At 70.2% G+C, this 17,526-nt stretch carries 20 protein-coding genes; 11 read left to right on the top strand and 9 right to left on the bottom strand.

The genetic code is table 11. The features are described 5' to 3' along the window. Positions 1-58: 58 nt before the first annotated feature. On the bottom strand, positions 59-1,075 hold the full coding sequence (locus tag OHS16_RS22085) for an aldo/keto reductase (protein ID WP_328538963.1): 1,017 nt from the start codon (positions 1,073-1,075) through the stop codon (positions 59-61). A gap of 5 nt (positions 1,076-1,080) precedes the next feature. After that, complete coding sequence (locus OHS16_RS22080) at positions 1,081-1,542, bottom strand: MerR family transcriptional regulator (RefSeq protein ID WP_328538962.1); 462 nt, start codon at positions 1,540-1,542, stop codon at positions 1,081-1,083. A gap of 53 nt (positions 1,543-1,595) precedes the next feature. Between OHS16_RS22080 and OHS16_RS22075 the strand changes: the two genes are divergently transcribed. Beyond that, a complete protein-coding gene (locus OHS16_RS22075) occupies positions 1,596-2,126 on the top strand; it encodes a GNAT family N-acetyltransferase (RefSeq protein ID WP_443042666.1) in 531 nt (176 codons plus the stop codon). 42 nt (positions 2,127-2,168) lie between these two features. Beyond that, positions 2,169-2,984: a serine hydrolase domain-containing protein gene (locus tag OHS16_RS22070; protein WP_328538960.1), complete on the top strand. Its 816-nt coding sequence runs from the start codon at positions 2,169-2,171 to the stop codon at positions 2,982-2,984. Positions 2,985-3,006: 22 nt separating this feature from the next. Here the strand turns inward: OHS16_RS22070 and OHS16_RS22065 are convergent, their stop codons facing one another. Next, a complete protein-coding gene (locus OHS16_RS22065; protein WP_328540938.1) occupies positions 3,007-3,663 on the bottom strand; it encodes a pirin family protein in 657 nt (218 codons plus the stop codon). A gap of 56 nt (positions 3,664-3,719) precedes the next feature. Here OHS16_RS22065 and OHS16_RS22060 point away from each other — a divergent pair, with 56 nt between their 5' ends. The 6 genes from OHS16_RS22060 to OHS16_RS22035 all read left to right on the top strand — a co-directional run bounded on the left by OHS16_RS22060 (position 3,720) and on the right by OHS16_RS22035 (position 9,460). Further along, the gene (locus OHS16_RS22060) at positions 3,720-4,925 is read left to right on the top strand and encodes a PucR family transcriptional regulator (protein ID WP_328538959.1); all 1,206 of its coding nucleotides are present in this window, start codon (positions 3,720-3,722) and stop codon (positions 4,923-4,925) included. A gap of 89 nt (positions 4,926-5,014) precedes the next feature. Further along, positions 5,015-5,953 (top strand): ACP S-malonyltransferase, encoded by a 939-nt coding sequence (locus OHS16_RS22055; RefSeq protein ID WP_328538958.1) that lies wholly within the window; start codon positions 5,015-5,017, stop codon positions 5,951-5,953. A 13-nt stretch (positions 5,954-5,966) separates the two neighbouring features. Then, positions 5,967-6,971, top strand: coding sequence for a ketoacyl-ACP synthase III (locus OHS16_RS22050; protein ID WP_328538957.1), 1,005 nt, complete (start codon positions 5,967-5,969; stop codon positions 6,969-6,971). 81 nt (positions 6,972-7,052) lie between these two features. After that, entirely contained in the window at positions 7,053-7,301 is a 249-nt protein-coding gene (locus OHS16_RS22045; protein WP_328538956.1) for an acyl carrier protein, read from the top strand. Between the two features lie 76 nt (positions 7,302-7,377). Continuing rightward, positions 7,378-8,640 (top strand): beta-ketoacyl-ACP synthase II, encoded by a 1,263-nt coding sequence (gene fabF, locus OHS16_RS22040; RefSeq protein WP_328538955.1) that lies wholly within the window; start codon positions 7,378-7,380, stop codon positions 8,638-8,640. Positions 8,641-8,833: 193 nt separating this feature from the next. Continuing rightward, complete coding sequence (locus tag OHS16_RS22035) at positions 8,834-9,460, top strand: GntR family transcriptional regulator (protein WP_328540937.1); 627 nt, start codon at positions 8,834-8,836, stop codon at positions 9,458-9,460. Between the two features lie 68 nt (positions 9,461-9,528). On the opposite strand, the gene OHS16_RS22030 is transcribed toward OHS16_RS22035, so the two are convergent. Genes OHS16_RS22030 through OHS16_RS22020 form a run of 3 tightly spaced genes read right to left on the bottom strand, consistent with a single transcriptional unit; the run spans position 9,529 to position 12,112 of the window. Further along, on the bottom strand, positions 9,529-9,942 hold the full coding sequence (locus OHS16_RS22030) for a cupin domain-containing protein (protein WP_328538954.1): 414 nt from the start codon (positions 9,940-9,942) through the stop codon (positions 9,529-9,531). After that, positions 9,939-10,772, bottom strand: a complete 834-nt coding sequence (locus tag OHS16_RS22025; RefSeq protein WP_328538953.1) for a carbon-nitrogen hydrolase family protein — start codon at positions 10,770-10,772, stop codon at positions 9,939-9,941. The genes OHS16_RS22030 and OHS16_RS22025 overlap by 4 nt, the downstream gene beginning before the upstream one ends. Continuing rightward, on the bottom strand, positions 10,757-12,112 hold the full coding sequence (locus OHS16_RS22020; RefSeq protein WP_328538952.1) for an MFS transporter: 1,356 nt from the start codon (positions 12,110-12,112) through the stop codon (positions 10,757-10,759). Before OHS16_RS22020 ends, OHS16_RS22025 begins: the two co-directional genes overlap by 16 nt. 120 nt (positions 12,113-12,232) lie before the next feature. Between OHS16_RS22020 and OHS16_RS22015 the strand changes: the two genes are divergently transcribed. Beyond that, positions 12,233-12,919, top strand: a complete 687-nt coding sequence (locus tag OHS16_RS22015) for a DUF2848 domain-containing protein (RefSeq protein WP_328538951.1) — start codon at positions 12,233-12,235, stop codon at positions 12,917-12,919. Between the two features lie 163 nt (positions 12,920-13,082). On the opposite strand, the gene OHS16_RS22010 is transcribed toward OHS16_RS22015, so the two are convergent. Beyond that, on the bottom strand, positions 13,083-13,958 hold the full coding sequence (locus tag OHS16_RS22010) for an NAD(P)-dependent oxidoreductase (protein WP_328538950.1): 876 nt from the start codon (positions 13,956-13,958) through the stop codon (positions 13,083-13,085). A 19-nt stretch (positions 13,959-13,977) separates the two neighbouring features. Beyond that, positions 13,978-14,472, bottom strand: a complete 495-nt coding sequence (locus OHS16_RS22005) for a DUF3145 domain-containing protein (protein ID WP_328538949.1) — start codon at positions 14,470-14,472, stop codon at positions 13,978-13,980. A 289-nt stretch (positions 14,473-14,761) separates the two neighbouring features. Between OHS16_RS22005 and OHS16_RS22000 the strand changes: the two genes are divergently transcribed. Further along, a complete protein-coding gene (locus OHS16_RS22000; RefSeq protein WP_328538948.1) occupies positions 14,762-15,643 on the top strand; it encodes an SGNH/GDSL hydrolase family protein in 882 nt (293 codons plus the stop codon). A 10-nt stretch (positions 15,644-15,653) separates the two neighbouring features. Further along, complete coding sequence (locus OHS16_RS21995; protein ID WP_328538947.1) at positions 15,654-16,628, top strand: aldose epimerase family protein; 975 nt, start codon at positions 15,654-15,656, stop codon at positions 16,626-16,628. 313 nt (positions 16,629-16,941) lie between these two features. Here OHS16_RS21995 and OHS16_RS21990 read toward each other — a convergent pair whose 3' ends face one another. Then, a complete protein-coding gene (locus OHS16_RS21990; protein ID WP_328538946.1) occupies positions 16,942-17,517 on the bottom strand; it encodes a hypothetical protein in 576 nt (191 codons plus the stop codon). Positions 17,518-17,526 lie beyond the last annotated feature (9 nt).

The raw sequence follows: 17,526 nt of genomic DNA, 5'->3' as shown, positions 1-17,526 counted from the left end.
GGGCTGCTCGCGGCGGGCTGCGCACAGGTGCCGGGGCGGGTGCCCGCCGGGACAGCCGCTATTCGCGGGCCGCAGCTGTCGACGACATGTCCGGGTACCGCTCCCCGGCGACCTGGCCGGCGATCGGCTCCAGGAGGGCCAGGTCGTCCGCGGTCAGCCGGAGGCGGGTGGCGCCGGTGTTCTCCAGCAGACGGCTGCGCTTCCGGGTCCCCGGGATCGGCACCACCGCGAGGCCGTGCACCTCAGCCCGCTGCTGCACCCAGGCGAGGGCGACCTGGGCGGCCGTGGCTCCGTGCGCCGCGGCGATCTTGTGTACCGGCTCGAGCAGTGCCGCGTTGGTCCTGGCGTTGTCACCCGTGAACCGGGGCTGGGACTGACGGAAGTCGCCGCCGGCCAGCTCCTTGGACGCGTCCGAGAACGAGCCGGTCAGGAAACCGCGGCCGAGCGGGGAGTACGGCACGACGGCCACCCCGAGTTCGGCTGCCGCGCCCACCGCACTGATCTCCGTGTCACGGCTGAACAGCGACCACTCGGACTGCAGCGCGGTGATGGGGTGCACGGCATGAGCCTCGCGCAGCTCGGCCCCGGTGACCTCGCTCAGACCGAGGTACTTGACCTTCCCCGCCTGTACCAGCTCCGCCATGACGCCGACGGACTCGGCCAGCGGCACGGAGGGGTCGCGACGGTGCATGTAGTAGAGGTCGATCGCCTCCACGCCCAGCCTGCGCAGGCTGGCCTCGACCGCCTGGCGGACATAGGCCGCGTCGTTGCGCACGGCGCGGTACCCGGGGTCGTCCGCGCGGCGCTCGACGGCGAACTTGGTGGCCAGGGTGATCTCGTCGCGGTGTGCGGCGACGAACGGGGCCAGGAAGCTCTCGTTGGCGCCCGAGCCGTAGATGTCGGCCGTGTCGATGAGGGTGACGCCCGCCTCGACCGTTGCCTCGAGCGTGTCGCGGGCCGCCGCCTCGTCGGTGTCTCCGTAGAACTCGCTGATGCCCATGGCACCGAAACCCTGCACACCGACCTCGGGCCCGTTCCGGCCCAGTCGTACCTTGCTGATCTTTTCGCTGCTCATCAGGTCTAGAACCTCTCCGACGCCCGCCGGGCGTCCGCGTAAAAGCCGATCTTGAAGTCGAGTACGGCGAGGGTGTCCTGCAGCTCCGCGATGCGCGTCCGCACATCGCGGCGGGTCTGCTCGAGGAGCTCCTGCCTCGCCTCGAAGGTGGCCTCCCCTTCGCGTGCCAGCTCGGCGTAGCGGACCATGTCCGCGACCGGCATTCCGGTCAGCCGCAGCTTGCCGACGAAGACGAGCCAGTCCAGGTCGCGATTGCTGAAGCGGCGCTGACCGGTGTGCGACCGGTCGATGTGCGGCATCAGGCCGATCCGCTCGTACCAGCGCAGGGTGTGTGCGGTGAGCCCGGTGAAGGCGACGACCTCGCTGATCGTGTACTGGTCCTCGCCGTCGGGACGCCTGTCCCGGGTGGACGGCGCCGCGCAGATGTTCGCTGTCTCCGGTGCGGGCACGGTCTCGATCACAGTCATGCGGTCCCAGCTCCCCTTCGTCCTCGCGACACCCTCAACGCTAAATCCTTCGAGTGCACTCCAAGCAAGCGAAAACGGGAAGAACTTTCCGGGACGCCACCGCTAGCCTCTCCGGCATGAGCCCCGTTCGCCGCGCCACCCCCGACGATGCCCAGGAGCTGGTCCGCCTGCGCAAGGTCATGCAGGACTCGATGTCAGGAGAGCGGGATCCGGACACCGGCTGGCAGTCCGCCGCCGTGGAGACACTCCGCGTGAAGCTCGCGGATCCCGCGGGCGACCTCACCGCGTTCGTCGTGGACCGGCCGGACGGCGGCCTCGCGGCGTGCGTGGTGGGCATCGTCGAACACCGGCTCGGCGGCCCCGGCAACCCCGAGGGTGTGAGCGGTTATGTCTTCAGTGTCGCGACCGACCAGGACATGCGTCGCCGCGGCTTCTCCCGCGCCTGTATGGAGGCGCTGCTCGACTGGTTCCGCGAGCGCGGGGTCCCCAGGGTCGATCTGCGTGCCTCGTCGGCGGGCGAGCCGCTCTACGCCTCGCTCGGCTTCGTACGGACCCCCGATCCCGCGATGCGGCTGGCCCTGTAGCCCCCGCGGGTGCCCGGCGGGCACCCCCTAAGCTCGTCACCCATGAAGAGCCTGGTGATGACCGAGAACTGGCCGGTGGAGAACGCGGCGGCCGCTGTCGTACGAGCGGACGGGACCCTGGCCGGTGCGCACGGCCCGACCGGACGGCGCTTCCGGCTGGCATCGGTCACCAAGCCGCTCACCGCGTACGCCGCGCTGGTGGCGTACGAGGAAGGCGCCGTCGAGCTCGACGAACCGGCGGGCCCCAGTGGATCCACCGTCCGTCATCTGCTCGCGCACACCAGCGGACTGGCCTTCGACGAACAGCGGGTGATGGCAGGCCCCGGCGAGCGCCGGATGTATTCCAACGCCGGCTTCGAGGCCCTGGGCGAGCACATCGCGAAGGCCACCGAGATCCCCTTCCCCGACTACCTGCGCCAGGCGGTGCTCGAACCGCTCGGTATGACGTCGACCTCCATGGACGGCTCCCCCGCCAAGGACGGCGTGTCGACGGTGGACGACCTGGCGCGGTTCGCCGCCGAGTTGCAGGCTCCCCGCCTGCTCGACCCGCGCACGGTCGCCGAGGCGACCTCGGTCGTCCATCCGGGGCTGAAGGGCGTACTGCCCGGTTACGGTGTGCAGGACCCGAACGACTGGGGCCTCGGTTTCGAGATCCGCGGCACCAAGTCCCCGCACTGGACCGGCGCTTCGTCCTCGCCCCGCACCTCCGGCCATTTCGGCCAGTCGGGCACGTTCCTGTGGGTCGACCCGGATGCGGGGGCCGCCTGTGTGGCGCTGGCCGACCGGGACTTCGGACCGTGGGCGATCGAGGCCTGGCCGCCGTTCACCGACGCGGTGCTCGCCGAACTGGCCTCCTGAGACGTCGGGCGCGGGCCCGCTGTCAGACCGTGCCGAGGTCCCAGATCAGCACTTCGGCCGCGGTGTCCGCCACCACATCGAGCCCGCTTGTGTCAGTGAGACGGGCCGCGTCGCCCGGTGCCAGCTCTGTTTCTCCCAGGCGAATTTCGCCCCGCACCACATGGAGGTAGACCCCCGCGGAGTCCGGCACCGCGGTGCGCTCGCCCGGGATCAGCCTGCGGACGTGGAGCAGCACGCCCGCCGCCCTGACCTCGTAGGGCGTGGAGTCCGCGATGCCGTGCACGATGTCGTACGAAGGGTCGCCGCCCGGCTCCAGCGGAGTGAGCCACATCTGGACGAAGACCAGCGGGTCCTGTCCCTCGTTGCGCTCCTCGTGGCGCACTCCGCCGGCCGATGACAGCCGCTGGACGTCGCCGGGCCGCACCACCGTGGCATGCCCGGCCGAGTCACGGTGGGTGAGCTCGCCCTCGGCGACCCAGGTGATGATCTCGGTGTGGCTGTGCGGGTGCTCGTCGAAGCCGGCCCCCGGCGCCAGCCGCTCCTCGTTACAGGCGAGGACCGGGCCGAAGCGGAGGTTGCCGGGGTCGTAGAACGCGCCGAACGAGAAGGCGTGCAGGGATTCGATACCGGCCGCGGGATCGCCCCCGCGGTAGCGCTCGCCGGAGCGCCGTACATCCATCACGCCGACCACCGTAGCCCCGCCACGCGATACCGCTCTCCCGATAAGGCAGTCTTGTGCATGTGCCCCGACCCCATGCCGCGCAGCCCTCACCGCACACCGCACATCCGCATGCCGCGACGCTGAAGCGTCTGGAGCAGGCCTCCGGCAGGCTCTCGGCGAACGCCATCGCCCGGATGGACGAGACGCTGCCGTGGTACCGGGCGATGCCTCCGGAGAACCGGTCCTGGATCGGCCTGGTCGCTCAGGCCGGCATCGCGGCGTTCACCGAGTGGTTCCGGCATCCCGAGGCGCCGCAGGCCATCTCCACCGATGTCTTCGGTACCGCTCCCCGCGAACTGACCCGGGCGATCACCCTGCGGCAGACCGTCGAGATGGTGCGCACCACCATCGAGGTCATGGAGACGGCCATCGAGGAAGTGGCCGCCCCCGGTGACGAGTCCACCCTCCGTGAGGCGCTTCTGGTGTACGCCCGGGAGATCGCCTTCGCCACCGCACAGGTGTACGCGCAGGCGGCTGAGGCGCGTGGTGCCTGGGACGCGCGGCTCGAGTCGCTCGTGGTCAACGCGGTCCTCTCCGGTGAGGCCGACGAGGGGGCCGTGTCCCGCGCCGCGGCTCTCGGTTGGAACTCGCCCGACCATGTCTGTGTGATCCTGGGCACCGCCCCCGACGGGGACAGCGAGCTCACCGTCGAGGCCATCCGCCGCGCCGCGCGGCATGCCAAGGTCCAGGTGCTGACCGGGGTGCTCGGGAACCGCCTGGTCGTGATCGCGGGCGGCAACGACAACCCGCTCCAGGTCGCCAAGGCTCTGATCGGCCCTTACGCCGCGGGGCCCGTGGTCGCGGGACCGATCGTTCCCGACCTGCTGGCAGCCACCCGCTCCGCACAGGCCGCCGCCGCCGGACTCAAGGCCGGCTACGCCTGGCAGGACGCGCCACGCCCGGTGCTCGCCGACGATCTGCTGCCGGAACGCGCCATCGCGTCCGATCCGGCAGCGCGCGAGCAGTTGGTGGAGGAGATCTACAGACCGCTGGAAGAGGCGGGTTCGGCGCTGCTCGAAACCCTGAGCGTCTATCTGGAACAGGCCAGCAGCCTCGAAGGGGCGGCCAGAATGCTCTTCGTGCATCCCAACACCGTGCGCTACCGGCTGCGACGTGTGACGGACGTCACCGGGTGGTCACCCTCCGATGTGCGATCCGCATTCACCTTGCGGATCGCGCTCATCCTGGGGCGCCTGGCCGACGGGGATACGCAGCTCTAGACTTTTGTCGAACACCAACAATTAGCCCGCCGGTTCTTCGTCCCTGTCCCCACGGGCGTTTGGAGCCGTCCACAAGAGAGAGTGTGAGGGTGCTCGTACTCGTCGCTCCCGGCCAAGGCGCTCAGACGCCCGGCTTCCTGACTCCCTGGCTCGAACTCCCCGGTGCCGCCGACCGTATCGCTGCGTGGTCGGACGCCATCGGACTCGACCTTGCCCACTACGGCACCCAGGCCGACGCGGACGCCATCCGCGACACCGCCGTGGCCCAGCCCCTGCTCGTCGCCGCAGGTCTGCTGTCGGCGTCCGCGCTGGGTGACTTCACTCCCGGCGCCGTCGCCGGACACAGCGTCGGCGAGATCACCGCCGCCGCCTTCGCAGGCGTACTGGACGACGCCGCGGCGCTCGGATTCGTACGGACCCGGGGACTCGGCATGGCCGAGGCCGCCGCGGTCACCGAGACCGGAATGGCGGCGCTGCTCGGCGGCGAGCCCGAGACGGTCCTGCCTCATCTGGAACGGCTCGGTCTGACTCCGGCGAATGTGAACGGCGCCGGCCAGATCGTGGCCGCGGGCACCGCGGAGCAGCTCGCCGCGCTCGCCGAGAACAAGCCGGAGGGGGTGCGCAGGGTCGTCCCGCTCAAGGTGGCCGGCGCCTTCCACACCCACCACATGGCCCCGGCGGTGGCCGAACTCGGCAAGGCCGCGGAGGATCTGGCCGTGTCGGAGCCGGTCGTGCCATACATCTCGAACGCCGACGGCAGGGTGGTCAGCACCGGCGCCGAGATCATCGCCCGGCTGGTCAACCAGGTCTCCAATCCGGTCCGCTGGGATCTCTGCATGGAAACCGCTCTGGGGCTTGGCGCGACCGCGCTCATCGAGGTCTGCCCCGGCGGCACCCTGGTGGGGCTGGCCAAGCGCGCCATGCCCGGTGTCCGGACGCTGGCCCTGAAGACTCCCGACGATCTCGAAGCTGCTCGTGAACTCATCGCCGAGACCCAATCGCCTGCCGCTGACGCGGCAGGTGCCTAAGGAGTCCGAGAGCATGGCGAAGATCAAGCCCGCCCAGGGCTCCCCGCACGCACGCATCATGGGTGTCGGCGGCTACCGCCCGACCCGGGTGGTGCCCAATGAGGTGATCCTGGAGACGATCGACTCGTCCGACGAGTGGATCCGCTCGCGCTCCGGCATCTCGACCCGCCACTGGGCCTCCGACGAGGAGACGGTGGCCGCCATGTCGATCGAGGCGTCCGGCAAGGCGATCGCCGATGCCGGGATCACCGCCGACCAGATCGGCGCGGTCGTCGTCTCGACCGTCTCGCATTTCAAGCAGACCCCGGCCATCGCCACCGAGATCGCCCACAAGGTCGGCGCCGGCAAGGCGCCCGCCTTCGACATCTCCGCGGGCTGTGCCGGCTTCGGCTACGGACTGACCATCGCCAAGGGCATGGTCGTCGACGGATCAGCCGAATACGTCCTGGTCATCGGCGTCGAGCGGCTCAGCGACCTCACCGACCTGGAGGACCGTGCGACGGCCTTCCTGTTCGGTGACGGCGCGGGCGCGGTCGTCGTCGGTCCGTCCGACGTGCCGCATATCGGACCCACCGTCTGGGGGTCCGAAGGTGACAAAGCGGAAACGATCAAGCAGACCGCTCCGTGGTCCGACTACCGTGGCGGCAACGGCCCGGCCAAGTTCCCCGCGATCACGCAGGAGGGCCAGGCGGTCTTCCGCTGGGCCGTGTTCGAGATGGCGAAGGTCGCCCAGCAGGCGCTGGAAGCGTCCGGGATCACCGCGGACGACCTGGATGTCTTCATCCCGCACCAGGCCAATATGCGCATCATCGACTCGATGGTGAAGACACTCAAGCTGCCGGAGCATGTCACGGTCGCCCGTGACATCGAGACCACCGGCAACACCTCGGCAGCCTCGATCCCGCTCGCAATGGAGCGGCTCCTGGCAACCGGTCAGGCCAAGAGCGGCGACACCGCGCTCGTCATCGGCTTCGGGGCGGGTCTCGTCTACGCCGCGGCGGTCGTTACCCTCCCCTAGGGCATTCCGGAGCAATCCGGTTCGTTCGAACTTCCCCAGATGTCACCGAAACACTCTGCTACACACCGAAGGAGCGCCACCATGGCCGCCACGCAGGAAGAGATCGTCACCGGTCTCGCCGAGATCGTCAACGAGATCGCCGGTATCCCGGTCGAGGACGTCCAGCTGGACAAGTCCTTCACCGACGACCTGGACGTCGACTCGCTGTCCATGGTCGAGGTCGTTGTCGCCGCCGAAGAGCGCTTCGACGTCAAGATCCCCGACGACGACGTCAAGAACCTCAAGACGGTCGGCGACGCTGCCGACTACATCTCCAAGCACCAGTCCTGACCCACCCCTTGCGGCTGACGCCACCCGGCGGTGGCGCCGTGCTTCAGATCCCTCTACACGTGGAGAAGAAATTCCAGTGAGCCCGACCAATCGCACCGTGGTCGTCACCGGTATCGGCGCAACCACACCGCTGGGTGGCGACAGCGCATCGACCTGGGACGGACTGCTCGCGGGCCGTTCCGGCGTGAAGCCTCTCGTCGATGAGCGTTTCGCCGAGCTTCCGGTCCGTATTGCCGCGCCCGCGGCCGTCGACCCGAGCGAGGTCCTGCCCCGTCCGCTTGCCCGCAAGCTGGACCGCTCGGCCCAGTTCGCGGTCATCGCGGCCCGTGAGGCCTGGGCAGACGCAGGCTTCACCGCAAAGGCCGGCGAGGACACGGCTGTCCAGCCCGAGCGGCTCGGCACGGTCATCGCCTCCGGTATCGGCGGCATCACCACTCTGCTCGACCAGTACGACGTGCTGAAGGAGAAGGGCGTACGCCGCGTCTCCCCGCACACCGTCCCCATGCTGATGCCGAACGGCCCCTCGGCCAACGTCGGGCTCGAGCTCGGTGCCCAGGCGGGTGTGCACGCACTGGTCAGCGCATGCGCGTCCGGCGCCGAGGCGGTCGGTTACGCGGTCGAGATGATCCGCACCGGCCGGGCCGACATCGTCGTCGCCGGCGGCACCGAGGCGACCATCCATCCGCTGCCGATCGCCGCCTTCGCCAACATGATGGCGATGTCCAAGAACAACGACCACCCGGAGCAGGCCTCCCGCCCGTACGACACGGCCCGGGACGGCTTCGTACTCGGCGAGGGCGCCGGCATCGTCGTCCTGGAGTCGGCCGAGCACGCCGCCGCCCGCGGCGCCAGGGTGTACTGCGAGGTCGTGGGCCAGGGCCTGTCGTCGGACGCCCACCACATCGCACAGCCGGAGCCCACCGGTCGCGGCATCGCAGCCGCGCTGCGGCATCTGCTCGAATCGACCGGCCTGAAGCCGGCCGAGGTGGTTCACCTCAACGCGCACGCGACGTCGACCCCGCAGGGTGACGTGGCGGAGATCAAGGCGCTGCGTCAGGTGCTGGGCGACGACCTCGACCATGTCGCGGTGTCCGCCACGAAGTCGATGACCGGGCATCTGCTCGGCGGCGCCGGCGGCATCGAGAGCGTCGCGACGGTTCTGGCGGTGCACCACCGCATGGCACCGCCGACCATCAACGTCGACGAGCTCGACAAGGACGTGGACGCCGACATCGTGCGGGACAAGCCGCGGGCGCTGCCGCAGGGCGCCATCGCGGCCGTCAACAACTCCTTCGGATTCGGTGGGCACAACGTGGTGCTCGCGTTCCGCTCGGTCTGACCACCGGCGCCCGACGCCGAGCCGGCGCCCGCTCCCCCGCAGAGGGGGAGCGGGCGCTGTGCTGTCCCGGGCCCGTAACAGCGGTGGCCGACATGGTAACTTCGCTGTATACGAGTCGTATGCACCGTCGTACGCTCGGGTCGTCGTTCACAGGGTCGTGTACCGGGGTCGTGTACAAGGGGGCCGTTCAGTGGTGGTGTCGGGCAGGGAGCGCGCCTACGCGTATCTCAAGGAGACCGTGCTGACCGATCCCGCGATGCAGGGTGAGTTCCTTTCGGAACAGGAGATCGCCGACAGGATCGGAGTCTCCCGTACACCGATCCGCGAGGCGTTGCTGCTGCTCGCCGCCGAGGATCTCGTCGAACTGGTGCCCAAGCGCGGCGCACGGGTCGCCCCGTTGTCCGGCCGCGAGATCAGCGAACTGATGCAACTGCGCGGAATCGTCGAGCGGTTCGCCGCCGAGCACGCCATTGCCGCGGGCACCGCGCCCATCGAGGAACTGACCGCCTGCCTGGAGAGCCAGCGCCTGCTCGGCGGCCCCGAGCAGGCCAAGGAGTTCATCGCGGTGGACCACCTCTTCCATGCCACGCTGGTGTCCGCCGTCGGGAACAGCCTGCTCGACCGCCACTACGAGGGGCTGCGCAGCCGCCAGGTGCGGGCGGGTGTGGTGGCGCTCTACAACCAGCGGGGACGCCAGGACGCCGTACTCCACGAGCATCAGGCCATCGTGGACGCGCTGGCCGACGGCGCCGCGCCCGCCGCGTGCACGGCGATCGACAGCCATCTGCGGTCCACACTCGCGGTGTTGCTGGCAGGCTGAAGCCCCGGAGCCCGGCAAGGGCAAGGCGTCGGACGGCCGGCCTCAGGCGTCCCCGTCAGGCGTCTCCGTCAGGCGTCTCCGTCAGGCGTCTCCGTCGACGGCGCGGTCCGGTCGCCTCCGTGCTCGTGTCCGTGTTCGTGTTCGTGTTCGTAGGTGAGAACGAGCATGGTGACGCCATCCGTTGTGACCCATGGACCGTGCTCCATTCCCGGTGGCCGGCACGCGTACATACCGGCCGTGAACGTCCGGTCCAGGGTGAGGTCGTGCAGCGAGCCCGCGAGGATGTAGACCTCCTCCCAGCAGTCGTGGCGGGCAACCCCGAGCGCGGAACTGTCGGTGCCCGGCGCCCAGCGCTGGAGCACCGTGCGGTGGTGGACATCCGTGGCCGCGGCGAGCGGCTGTTCCAGGACGCCGGGCGCGGAGCCCGGCGGCGTGGTCCACGGGGCGGCGGGCGGATGGAACTCCGACTCCGGCTTGTTCACGCGGACCCCCCGATCCTGGTCTCTCCGTCCATACCCCGGACCAGGCGCCGATTGGCCAGGACGGACGTGCTGCGCCGCACCGCGGCGACCTCGTCTGCGTCGATGTCCCCGACCAGCAGGCCCGGTTCGGCGCCCAGTACGTGCCGTACGGTGCCGTCAGGGCCGATCACGCTGGAGCGGCCGATGCCGGTGGGCGCCCCGGAGACGGCGGTGGCTCCGCTCGCCGCGGGGTCCGCCTGGTCCACGGCCGCGACCCAGAGCGTGGCGTCCAGCGCGCGGGCACGGACCAGCAGATCCCACTGCGCGGCCTTGCCGGGGCCCGCGCCCCAGGACGCGGGGAGGAGGGTCAGCGCCGCGCCGGCGTCCGCGTGCGCCCGGAACAGTTCGGGGAAGCGGATGTCGTAGCAGGTGGCGAGCCCGACACGGACCCCGTCGACCTGGAACGTGACGATACGGTCCCCTGCCGCCACACCGTGCGACTCGGTGTAGCCGAACGCGTCATAGAGATGGATCTTGTCGTAGGCCGCTTCCACCCCGGGGCCGGTGGCCAGCAGGGTGTTGGTGACCTTCCCGTCCGGTGCGGGGGTGAACATCCCCGCGACCACCACGACCCGGTGCTGTGCGGCGATCTCGCGCACCCCGTCGGCCCACGGCCCGTCGAGCGGCTGCGCGAGAGCGGCGAGGGGGTTGCCGAAGGCCGCCATGGTGGCCTCGGGGAAGGCCACCACCCGGGCGCCCGTCTCGGCGGCGCGCCGGGTCTCCTTCTCGACCAGGGCCAGGTTGGCTCCGGGGTCGGGTCCGGTGGTGAGCTGACTCAGGGCGATACGCACGAGGGCGACTCCGTTCGGTGGGCAGGGGTGAGGTCCGCGTCTTCCGCCGGGTCCGCGTCGCGGCCCAGGCAGAGTCCGGTGACGGTGACGGCCGCGGCGACCGCGAGGTACAGGGCGAGCGGCACCCAGACGTGGAAGGTGCCGAGCAGAGCGGTGAAGATCAGCGGGGCGACCGCGCCGCCGATGAGCCCCGCCAGCGTGTAGGCGAGCGAGGAGCCGGTGTACCGCAGGCGCGGGCTGAACTGCTCGGCGACAAAGGCCGCCTGGGGCCCGTACATCAGCGAGTGCAGCATCAGGCCCACCACCACACCGAGGGTGAGCAGGAGCCACGACCCGCCACCGACCAGGGCGAAGAACGCGAAGGGCCACAGGCCGGCGCCGACCGCCGCGCAGCCGTACAGCAGCCGCCGGTTGACCCGGTCGGAGAGTGCGCCGGCCAGCGGGATCATGAAGAGCTGCAGGGACGAGCCGATGAGTACGGCGGCAAGCGCGGAGCCGCGGGACATACCGAGCTGATCGGTGGCGTAGGTCAGCACGAAGACGGTGAACATCGCGTACAGCACGTCGGGGCCGACCCGGCTGAGGATCGCGGCGGTCAGGCCACGCGACTGCGTGGTGAACACCTCTTTGACAGGGGCTTCCGGGCGCGTCTTCTCCGCCTCCATCGCCTTGAAGACGGGGGTCTCCTCCAGGCTCATCCGGATCCACAGGCCGAAGCCGACCAGCACTCCGGAGAGCAGGAACGCCACCCGCCATCCCCAGGAGAGGAACTGGTCCTCGCTGAGCAGCGCGCCGAGCGCGGCGAGAGCGCCGTTGGCCAGCAGGTTTCCGGCGGGCGGGCCGATCTGGGCGGCCGAGGCGTAGAAGCCGCGGCGGCGCGGGTCGCCGTACTCGCTGGAGAGCAGTACGGCCCCGCCCCACTCACCGCCGACCCCGACGCCCTGCGCGAAGCGCAGCACCACCAGGGCGATCGGTGCGGCCACGCCGATGGTGCCGTAGGTGGGCAGCAGACCGATGGCGACGGTGGCGGCGCCGATCAGCACCAGCGTCGCGGTCAGAACCCTCTTGCGGCCGATCACATCGCCGAGCCAGCCGAAGACGAGGCCGCCGAGCGGTCGGGAGACGTAGCCCACCGCGTAGGTGGAGAACGCCAGCAGAGTCCCGGTGAGCGGGTCCTCGGACGGGAAGAAGAGATCTCCGAAGACCAGCGCGGCGGCCACCGAGTAGATGGCGAAGTCGTACCACTCCAGTGAGGTGCCGACGAGGCTGGCGAGGAAGGCGCGGCGGATCCCGGAGCGGTTCGCGAGAGATGCCTCGGTGCCTTGCTGAGTGTGCTGCATGCTTCCGGTCCTGACTTCGGGAACATCGACCTTTCGGCATACTTCTTGTATACAGGCAGTATGCGCAACCCCCGCGCCGGAACTTAACCCCTTCGAAACCACCTTTCAGGAGGCCCTTCCATGGCCGTGCTGACCTTCGAGCTCCCCGACGGATCCGCTCGTGACGTCGATGTCCACCGGGTGCTCAACGCCGGATACGCCGGGCGGAGCCAGGACGATGTGGCCGCGCATGTGGCCGAGCTGGCGGAACTGGGTGTCCCCGCGCCGGCCACCATTCCGGCCCTCTACCCCGTCTCCCCGTATCTGGCGCAGCAAACCGACCGGGTCGCCGTCCAGCACGGCCGCACCTCGGGCGAGGCGGAGTGGGCTCTGGTCGTGGCCCCGGACGGCGAGCTGCTGCTGACGGCTGCCTGCGACCACACCGACCGCGATCTGGAGGTACACGGCGTCGCCTGGAGCAAGAACGCGAGCCCCGACGTCCTGGCCCGCACGGCATGGCGGCTGACGGAGGTGGAGGACCGCCTCGACTCCCTGACCCTGCGCGCCTGGGTGGGCCCGGCCGGAGCGGAGACGGCGATCCAGAACGGCACTCTGGCCGAGCTGCTCCCCCCGGCCTACTGGCTCAAAGCTCTCGAGGACCGCGGCGACCTGGTCCCCGGCACGGTCCTCATCTCGGGCACGATCCCGATGGCCGAGAACGTCGACCAGTTCGGCGACCGCTGGCGCGTGGAACTCTCGGACCCCGCCACGGGCAACACCATCCGCCTGGCCTACGACGTCGTCCCCATGCCGGAACCCATCGGCTGACATCCGCCGGAACCTGGCCCGGCCGGCGCGTGCGACGCGATCCGAGCGGGCGGGTGAGGCCACTGCGGGCCCGGCCGGGGCGTGAGCCGCTCCGGGCCGGGCGGCGCGTGAGCCCCCCGGCCCGGCCGGGCTCGATGCGTTCCCGCCCCGGCCCCACCCTCCGTTACGCCTCGAAGCTGGCGAAGTACGAGGCCGCCATGTCATCGCCACCGTGCCCCAGCGCCTGCGCCCGCCGGAAGCGCTCCCCGCCCGCCGCGGCCACATCGAGCCGTACACCGGCCGCACGGCCCGCCTCGACGATCAGCCGGGCGTCCTTGGCCGCCGTGGTGACCGAGAAGCTCGGGGTGTAGTCCTCGGTGAGGATCGCCTGCGCCTTCAGATGCAGATAGCCGCAGTCCAGCGATCCGCCCCCGACTGCGTCCAGGAAGCGCGCCGGGTCGACGCCGAGACCCGCGGCCAGGGCCAGCGCCTCGGCCGTCCCGTTGGTGAGGGCGAGGACCCAGCTGTTGCAGACGAGTTTGAGGCGGGTGGCCGCTCCGGTGGCGCCGTCGTCACCGACCCAGACGGTTTTGGTGCCGACCGCTTCCAGGACCGGGGCGAGCACATCGCGCGCCCGCCCGGGGCCGGCCGCCAGGACGGTCAGCAGGCCCTTCTCCGCCGGTTCCTTGGTACCGAGGACCGGGGCGTCCACGAAGACCAGTCCGTGGGTGCGGGCCAGACCGGCCAGCGGGGTGATCGCCTCGGTGCCCACGGTGGTGGACTGCAGCCAGACCGCTCCGGAGCTCAGCGATGCGAGGGCGGCGTTCATGGCGTCGGCAACCGCGCCGCCGTCGTACAGCATGGTGAGGATCACGTCCGCGCCCTCCACCGCCTCACCGGGGGTACCGGTGACACGTGCGCCGGCCGCGGCCAGCGGCTCGGCCTTGGAGCGCGTACGGTTCCAGACCCGTACGTCGAGTCCGGCGCGGCAGAGGTTACGGGCCATCGCGGCGCCCATGATGCCCGTACCGAGGACAGCTACTGAAGTGTTGTCAGCCATGACTCCACGGTAGGTCGGCTCACACCACTTGGTGCAGCCAGCGCACCGGTGCGCCTTCGCCGGCGTGCCTGAAGGGCTCCAGCTCGTCGTCCCACGGCTTCCCGAGCAGCTTGGCGATCTCCGCCTCGAGGTCGCTCTCGCCGCCCAGCGACCGGGTCAAAGCGGCACGCAGCCGGTCCTCGGGGACCATGATGTCCCCGTGCATGCCGGTGACGGCATGGAAGATGCCCAGCTCCGGGGTTGCGCTGTAGCGCTCGCCCTCCGCGGCGGGACACGGCTCCGATGTCACCTCGAAGCGCAGCAGATTCCAGCCACGCAGCGCGGACGCGAGTTTGGAGGCCGTGCCGGACTCGCCCTTCCAGGAGAACTCGGCTCTCCAGGTGCCGGGTGAGGCCGGCTGTCTGATCCAGTCCAGATTCACCCTGGCACCCAGCACCCCCGCCACTGCCCACTCGACATGCGGGCACAGCGCGCGGGGTGCGGAGTGCACGTACAGAACTCCACGTGTCGTCACCGGGACCTCCAGTGCGGTTCGAGGTTCGCCTTCCCCAGCGGCGTCTCGCCCGTTCTGCCCCGGGGTGCAACAGTAAACAGCATCGGGAGTTAATCTCCTGAAATGGGACAGTATGTGACGGGATGTATTTATCGGATCCGCGGGTGAGCGAAGTTGTCACTGGTTCGACGGGGAAAAACTACCGCGCGGCGGCCTCCCGGGTGTGACGTACTGTCGGTCCAGGGGCCTCAGGACACCCAGCATTCACTCGGCAGGACGTCAGGGTCCGCCACTTGGAGGGGGCCAGAGCATGCCGGAGACCGGCCGGAAACTTCGCGACCGCGCCACGGTCGCCACGTTGACGGCGGCGCTTCTCGTGCCGCTCGGGGCGCTGGCGGGGTGTGACTCCTCCCCCGGCGGGCCCTCGGCGCATCGTCACCCGTCCCCCTCACCCGCCTGGGACACCAGCCCGGGTTCGGTGGCCGCGGTGGGTGACTCCATCACCCGCGGCTTCGATGCCTGCACGATCCTGTCGGACTGCCCCGAGGTCTCCTGGGCGACCGGCACGGACGCCGGGGTGCGCAGCCTCGCCAGCAGGCTCGGTGCGAAGAGGGTCTGGAACGACGCGCGGACCGGCGCCCGGATGGCCGATGTGCCCGGCCAGATCGAGGCGATCGTGGCGCACAAGCCCGCTCTGGTGACCGTCATGGCGGGTGCCAATGACGCCTGCCGGGACTCGGTTTCGTACATGACACCGGTGGATGAATTCCGGACATCGTTTGCGACAGCGCTGAAACGATTGCGCAGGGCTCTGCCGAGGACCCAGGTGTATGTGTCGAGCGTCCCGGACCTGAAGCGGCTCTGGTCGCAGGGGCGCGGCAATCCGCTGGGCAAGCAGATCTGGAAGCTGGGACTCTGCTCGTCGATGCTGCGGGACGCCGACGCGATGGACAAGTCCGCTGTTCAGAGGCGCGACACCGTGCAGAGCCGGGTCGTCGCGTACAACAAGGCGCTCAAGGACGTGTGCGCCGGCGACCGGCACTGCCGGTACGACGGCGGGGCGGTCTTCGACTACCGCTTCACCGGTGGCCAGTTGAGCCGCTGGGACTGGTTCCATCCCAGCAGGGACGGCCAGGCGCATCTCGCCGAGATCGCCTACCGCAACGTCACCGCAGAGCACCCTCCGGCGTAGGGTCACGATCATGAGCGCGCAGCCGGAACCCTTCGGCCGTCTGGCAGACGGCACCCCTGTCCACCGCTGGACCCTCGAGCGGGGTGGTACGCGGGTGCGCGTACTGACGTACGGCGGAATCGTGCAGTCGGTGGACGTGCCCGACCGTGAAGGCGCGCGGACCGGTGTGGCACTGGGCTTCGCCGACCTCGCCGGGTATCTGGAGCGCCCCGGCCCGTATCTCGGCGCGCTCGTCGGCCGTTACGCGAACCGGATCGCCGGGGGCGTCTTCACCCTCGACGGGCAGACGTACCGGCTGGCCCGCAACAACCCGCCCAACAGCCTGCACGGCGGGGACCTCGGTTTCGACAAGCGCGTCTGGGAGGCCGAGCCCGCCGGCGCGTACGGGGTGCGGCTGTCCCGCGTCAGCCCCGACGGCGAGGAGGGCTTCCCCGGCCGGCTGCCGGTCACCGTGACGTACAGCCTGGACGGGAACGGCGCCCTTCGGATCGCCTATGAGGCGACCACCGACGCGCCGACCGTGGTCAATCTGACCAATCACTCGTACTGGAATCTGGCCGGTGCGGACTCCGGCAGCGCGGCGGGCCATGAACTGCGGATCTCCGCCTCCCGGATCACCCCCGTCGACGAGCACCTGATCCCGACAGGGGAGCTCGCACCGGTGGAGGGCACCCGCTTCGACTTCCGTGCGCCGCGGAAGGCCGGGCCGGGATACGACCACAACTACGTGCTCGACGGCCCGGACGCGGCCGAACTGTACGACCCGGGCTCGGGCCGGGTGCTGACCGTGACGACCACCGAGCCGGGAATCCAGCTCTACACCGGCGACCACCTCGACGACGGTCCGTTCGGCGCCGGAGACGGCATCGCCCTGGAGACCCAGCACTTCCCGGACGCACCCAACCGGCCGGACTTCCCCAGTGCGGTGCTGCGGCCGGGGGGCGTCTACGCGTCGGAGACGGTCTACGGGTTCTCGGTGCGATAGGGGAAAGGCCCTGGCCAACGAGGCGGGGCATTCCATTGTGCAGCGTATCGGGCTGTACGCGGAGGTGGCGGTCGCGGGGTGGCCTGGCCGTTCTTCGCCACCGAATGGAGAACGAGGCACGGCGTTCGCGTGCGGATGCCGATGGCCGACCACGTATCCGACCCGGCCACCGGACTCGCCGTCACTGACCTTCTTCCCTTTGCTCTCCCCATGCGGGCCGCGAGCAAGGAAGCTCCGACTCCGACAGTGAGGAGGCGGAGCGTGGTGCGCGGGCCCACGCTCCGGGGAACGGGCCGGGGCCGGGAACTTCCCGTCATCCCGCGGCGTCGTCCCGTCTCCCCGATCCGGTTGTCCGGCCCAGCAGGTTCGCCTGCTCGCCCTTCAGCCGAGCGAACCTGTCGCGGGTGTACTCCCTCAACTCCCGGCCCGGAAAAGGCATGAGCGACAGGTGTTCTTCGTAGTTCCCCTGCGCCCAGCGGGCAGCGGTGATCTCGTAACCGGAGACGTGGGCGCAGAGCTGCAGCAGGGCCGGGGGCACTTCTTCCTCGATGAGGAGATCCGCCTTGGTGACCACCACGTCGCGCATCGCCTGGATATTGGGGATGAAAACGGTGGTGGCCCAGGTCCGCCACTGGGCCAGCTCCTCCTCGGTCGGAGGGATGTCGTGGTCGAACGGATCGCGTCCGTCAGGGCGGGCGTACGTCTCCGAAAAGGCGTCGTACACGCGGCTGTTGGCCTCCATCAGCGCGAAAAGGGGACCGTAGAAGTCGCTCAACTGCCGGTTGACCCGGGCCAGTCGGGCCTGCCTCTGGGTAAGTCGCAGTCCGTTGAGATACGTCACCAGGTAGCCGATGAACGCCAGCCCGACGGTCAGGATCGCTGTCGTCATGGGAAGTGA

It is taken from the genome of Streptomyces sp. NBC_00344 (assembly GCF_036088315.1).
Lineage (GTDB): Bacteria > Actinomycetota > Actinomycetes > Streptomycetales > Streptomycetaceae > Streptomyces.
The sequence above is the reverse complement of the archived record's forward strand: the minus strand, read 5'-3'. Positions and strand labels throughout refer to the sequence as shown.

Excerpts from the sequence above, each read along its gene's own strand:
- OHS16_RS22085 (WP_328538963.1), bottom strand. The coding sequence starts at position 1,075 with ATGAGCAGCGAAAAGATCAGCAAGGTACGACTGGGCCGGAACGGGCCC.
- OHS16_RS22080 (WP_328538962.1), bottom strand. The coding sequence starts at position 1,542 with ATGACTGTGATCGAGACCGTGCCCGCACCGGAGACAGCGAACATCTGC.
- OHS16_RS22070 (WP_328538960.1), top strand. The coding sequence starts at position 2,169 with ATGAAGAGCCTGGTGATGACCGAGAACTGGCCGGTGGAGAACGCGGCG.
- OHS16_RS22065 (WP_328540938.1), bottom strand. The coding sequence starts at position 3,663 with ATGGATGTACGGCGCTCCGGCGAGCGCTACCGCGGGGGCGATCCCGCG.
- OHS16_RS22050 (WP_328538957.1), top strand. The coding sequence starts at position 5,967 with ATGGCGAAGATCAAGCCCGCCCAGGGCTCCCCGCACGCACGCATCATG.
- OHS16_RS22045 (WP_328538956.1), top strand. The coding sequence starts at position 7,053 with ATGGCCGCCACGCAGGAAGAGATCGTCACCGGTCTCGCCGAGATCGTC.
- OHS16_RS22020 (WP_328538952.1), bottom strand. The coding sequence starts at position 12,112 with ATGCAGCACACTCAGCAAGGCACCGAGGCATCTCTCGCGAACCGCTCC.
- OHS16_RS22015 (WP_328538951.1), top strand. The coding sequence starts at position 12,233 with ATGGCCGTGCTGACCTTCGAGCTCCCCGACGGATCCGCTCGTGACGTC.
- OHS16_RS22010 (WP_328538950.1), bottom strand. The coding sequence starts at position 13,958 with ATGGCTGACAACACTTCAGTAGCTGTCCTCGGTACGGGCATCATGGGC.
- OHS16_RS22000 (WP_328538948.1), top strand. The coding sequence starts at position 14,762 with ATGCCGGAGACCGGCCGGAAACTTCGCGACCGCGCCACGGTCGCCACG.
- OHS16_RS21995 (WP_328538947.1), top strand. The coding sequence starts at position 15,654 with ATGAGCGCGCAGCCGGAACCCTTCGGCCGTCTGGCAGACGGCACCCCT.
- OHS16_RS21990 (WP_328538946.1), bottom strand. The coding sequence starts at position 17,517 with ATGACGACAGCGATCCTGACCGTCGGGCTGGCGTTCATCGGCTACCTG.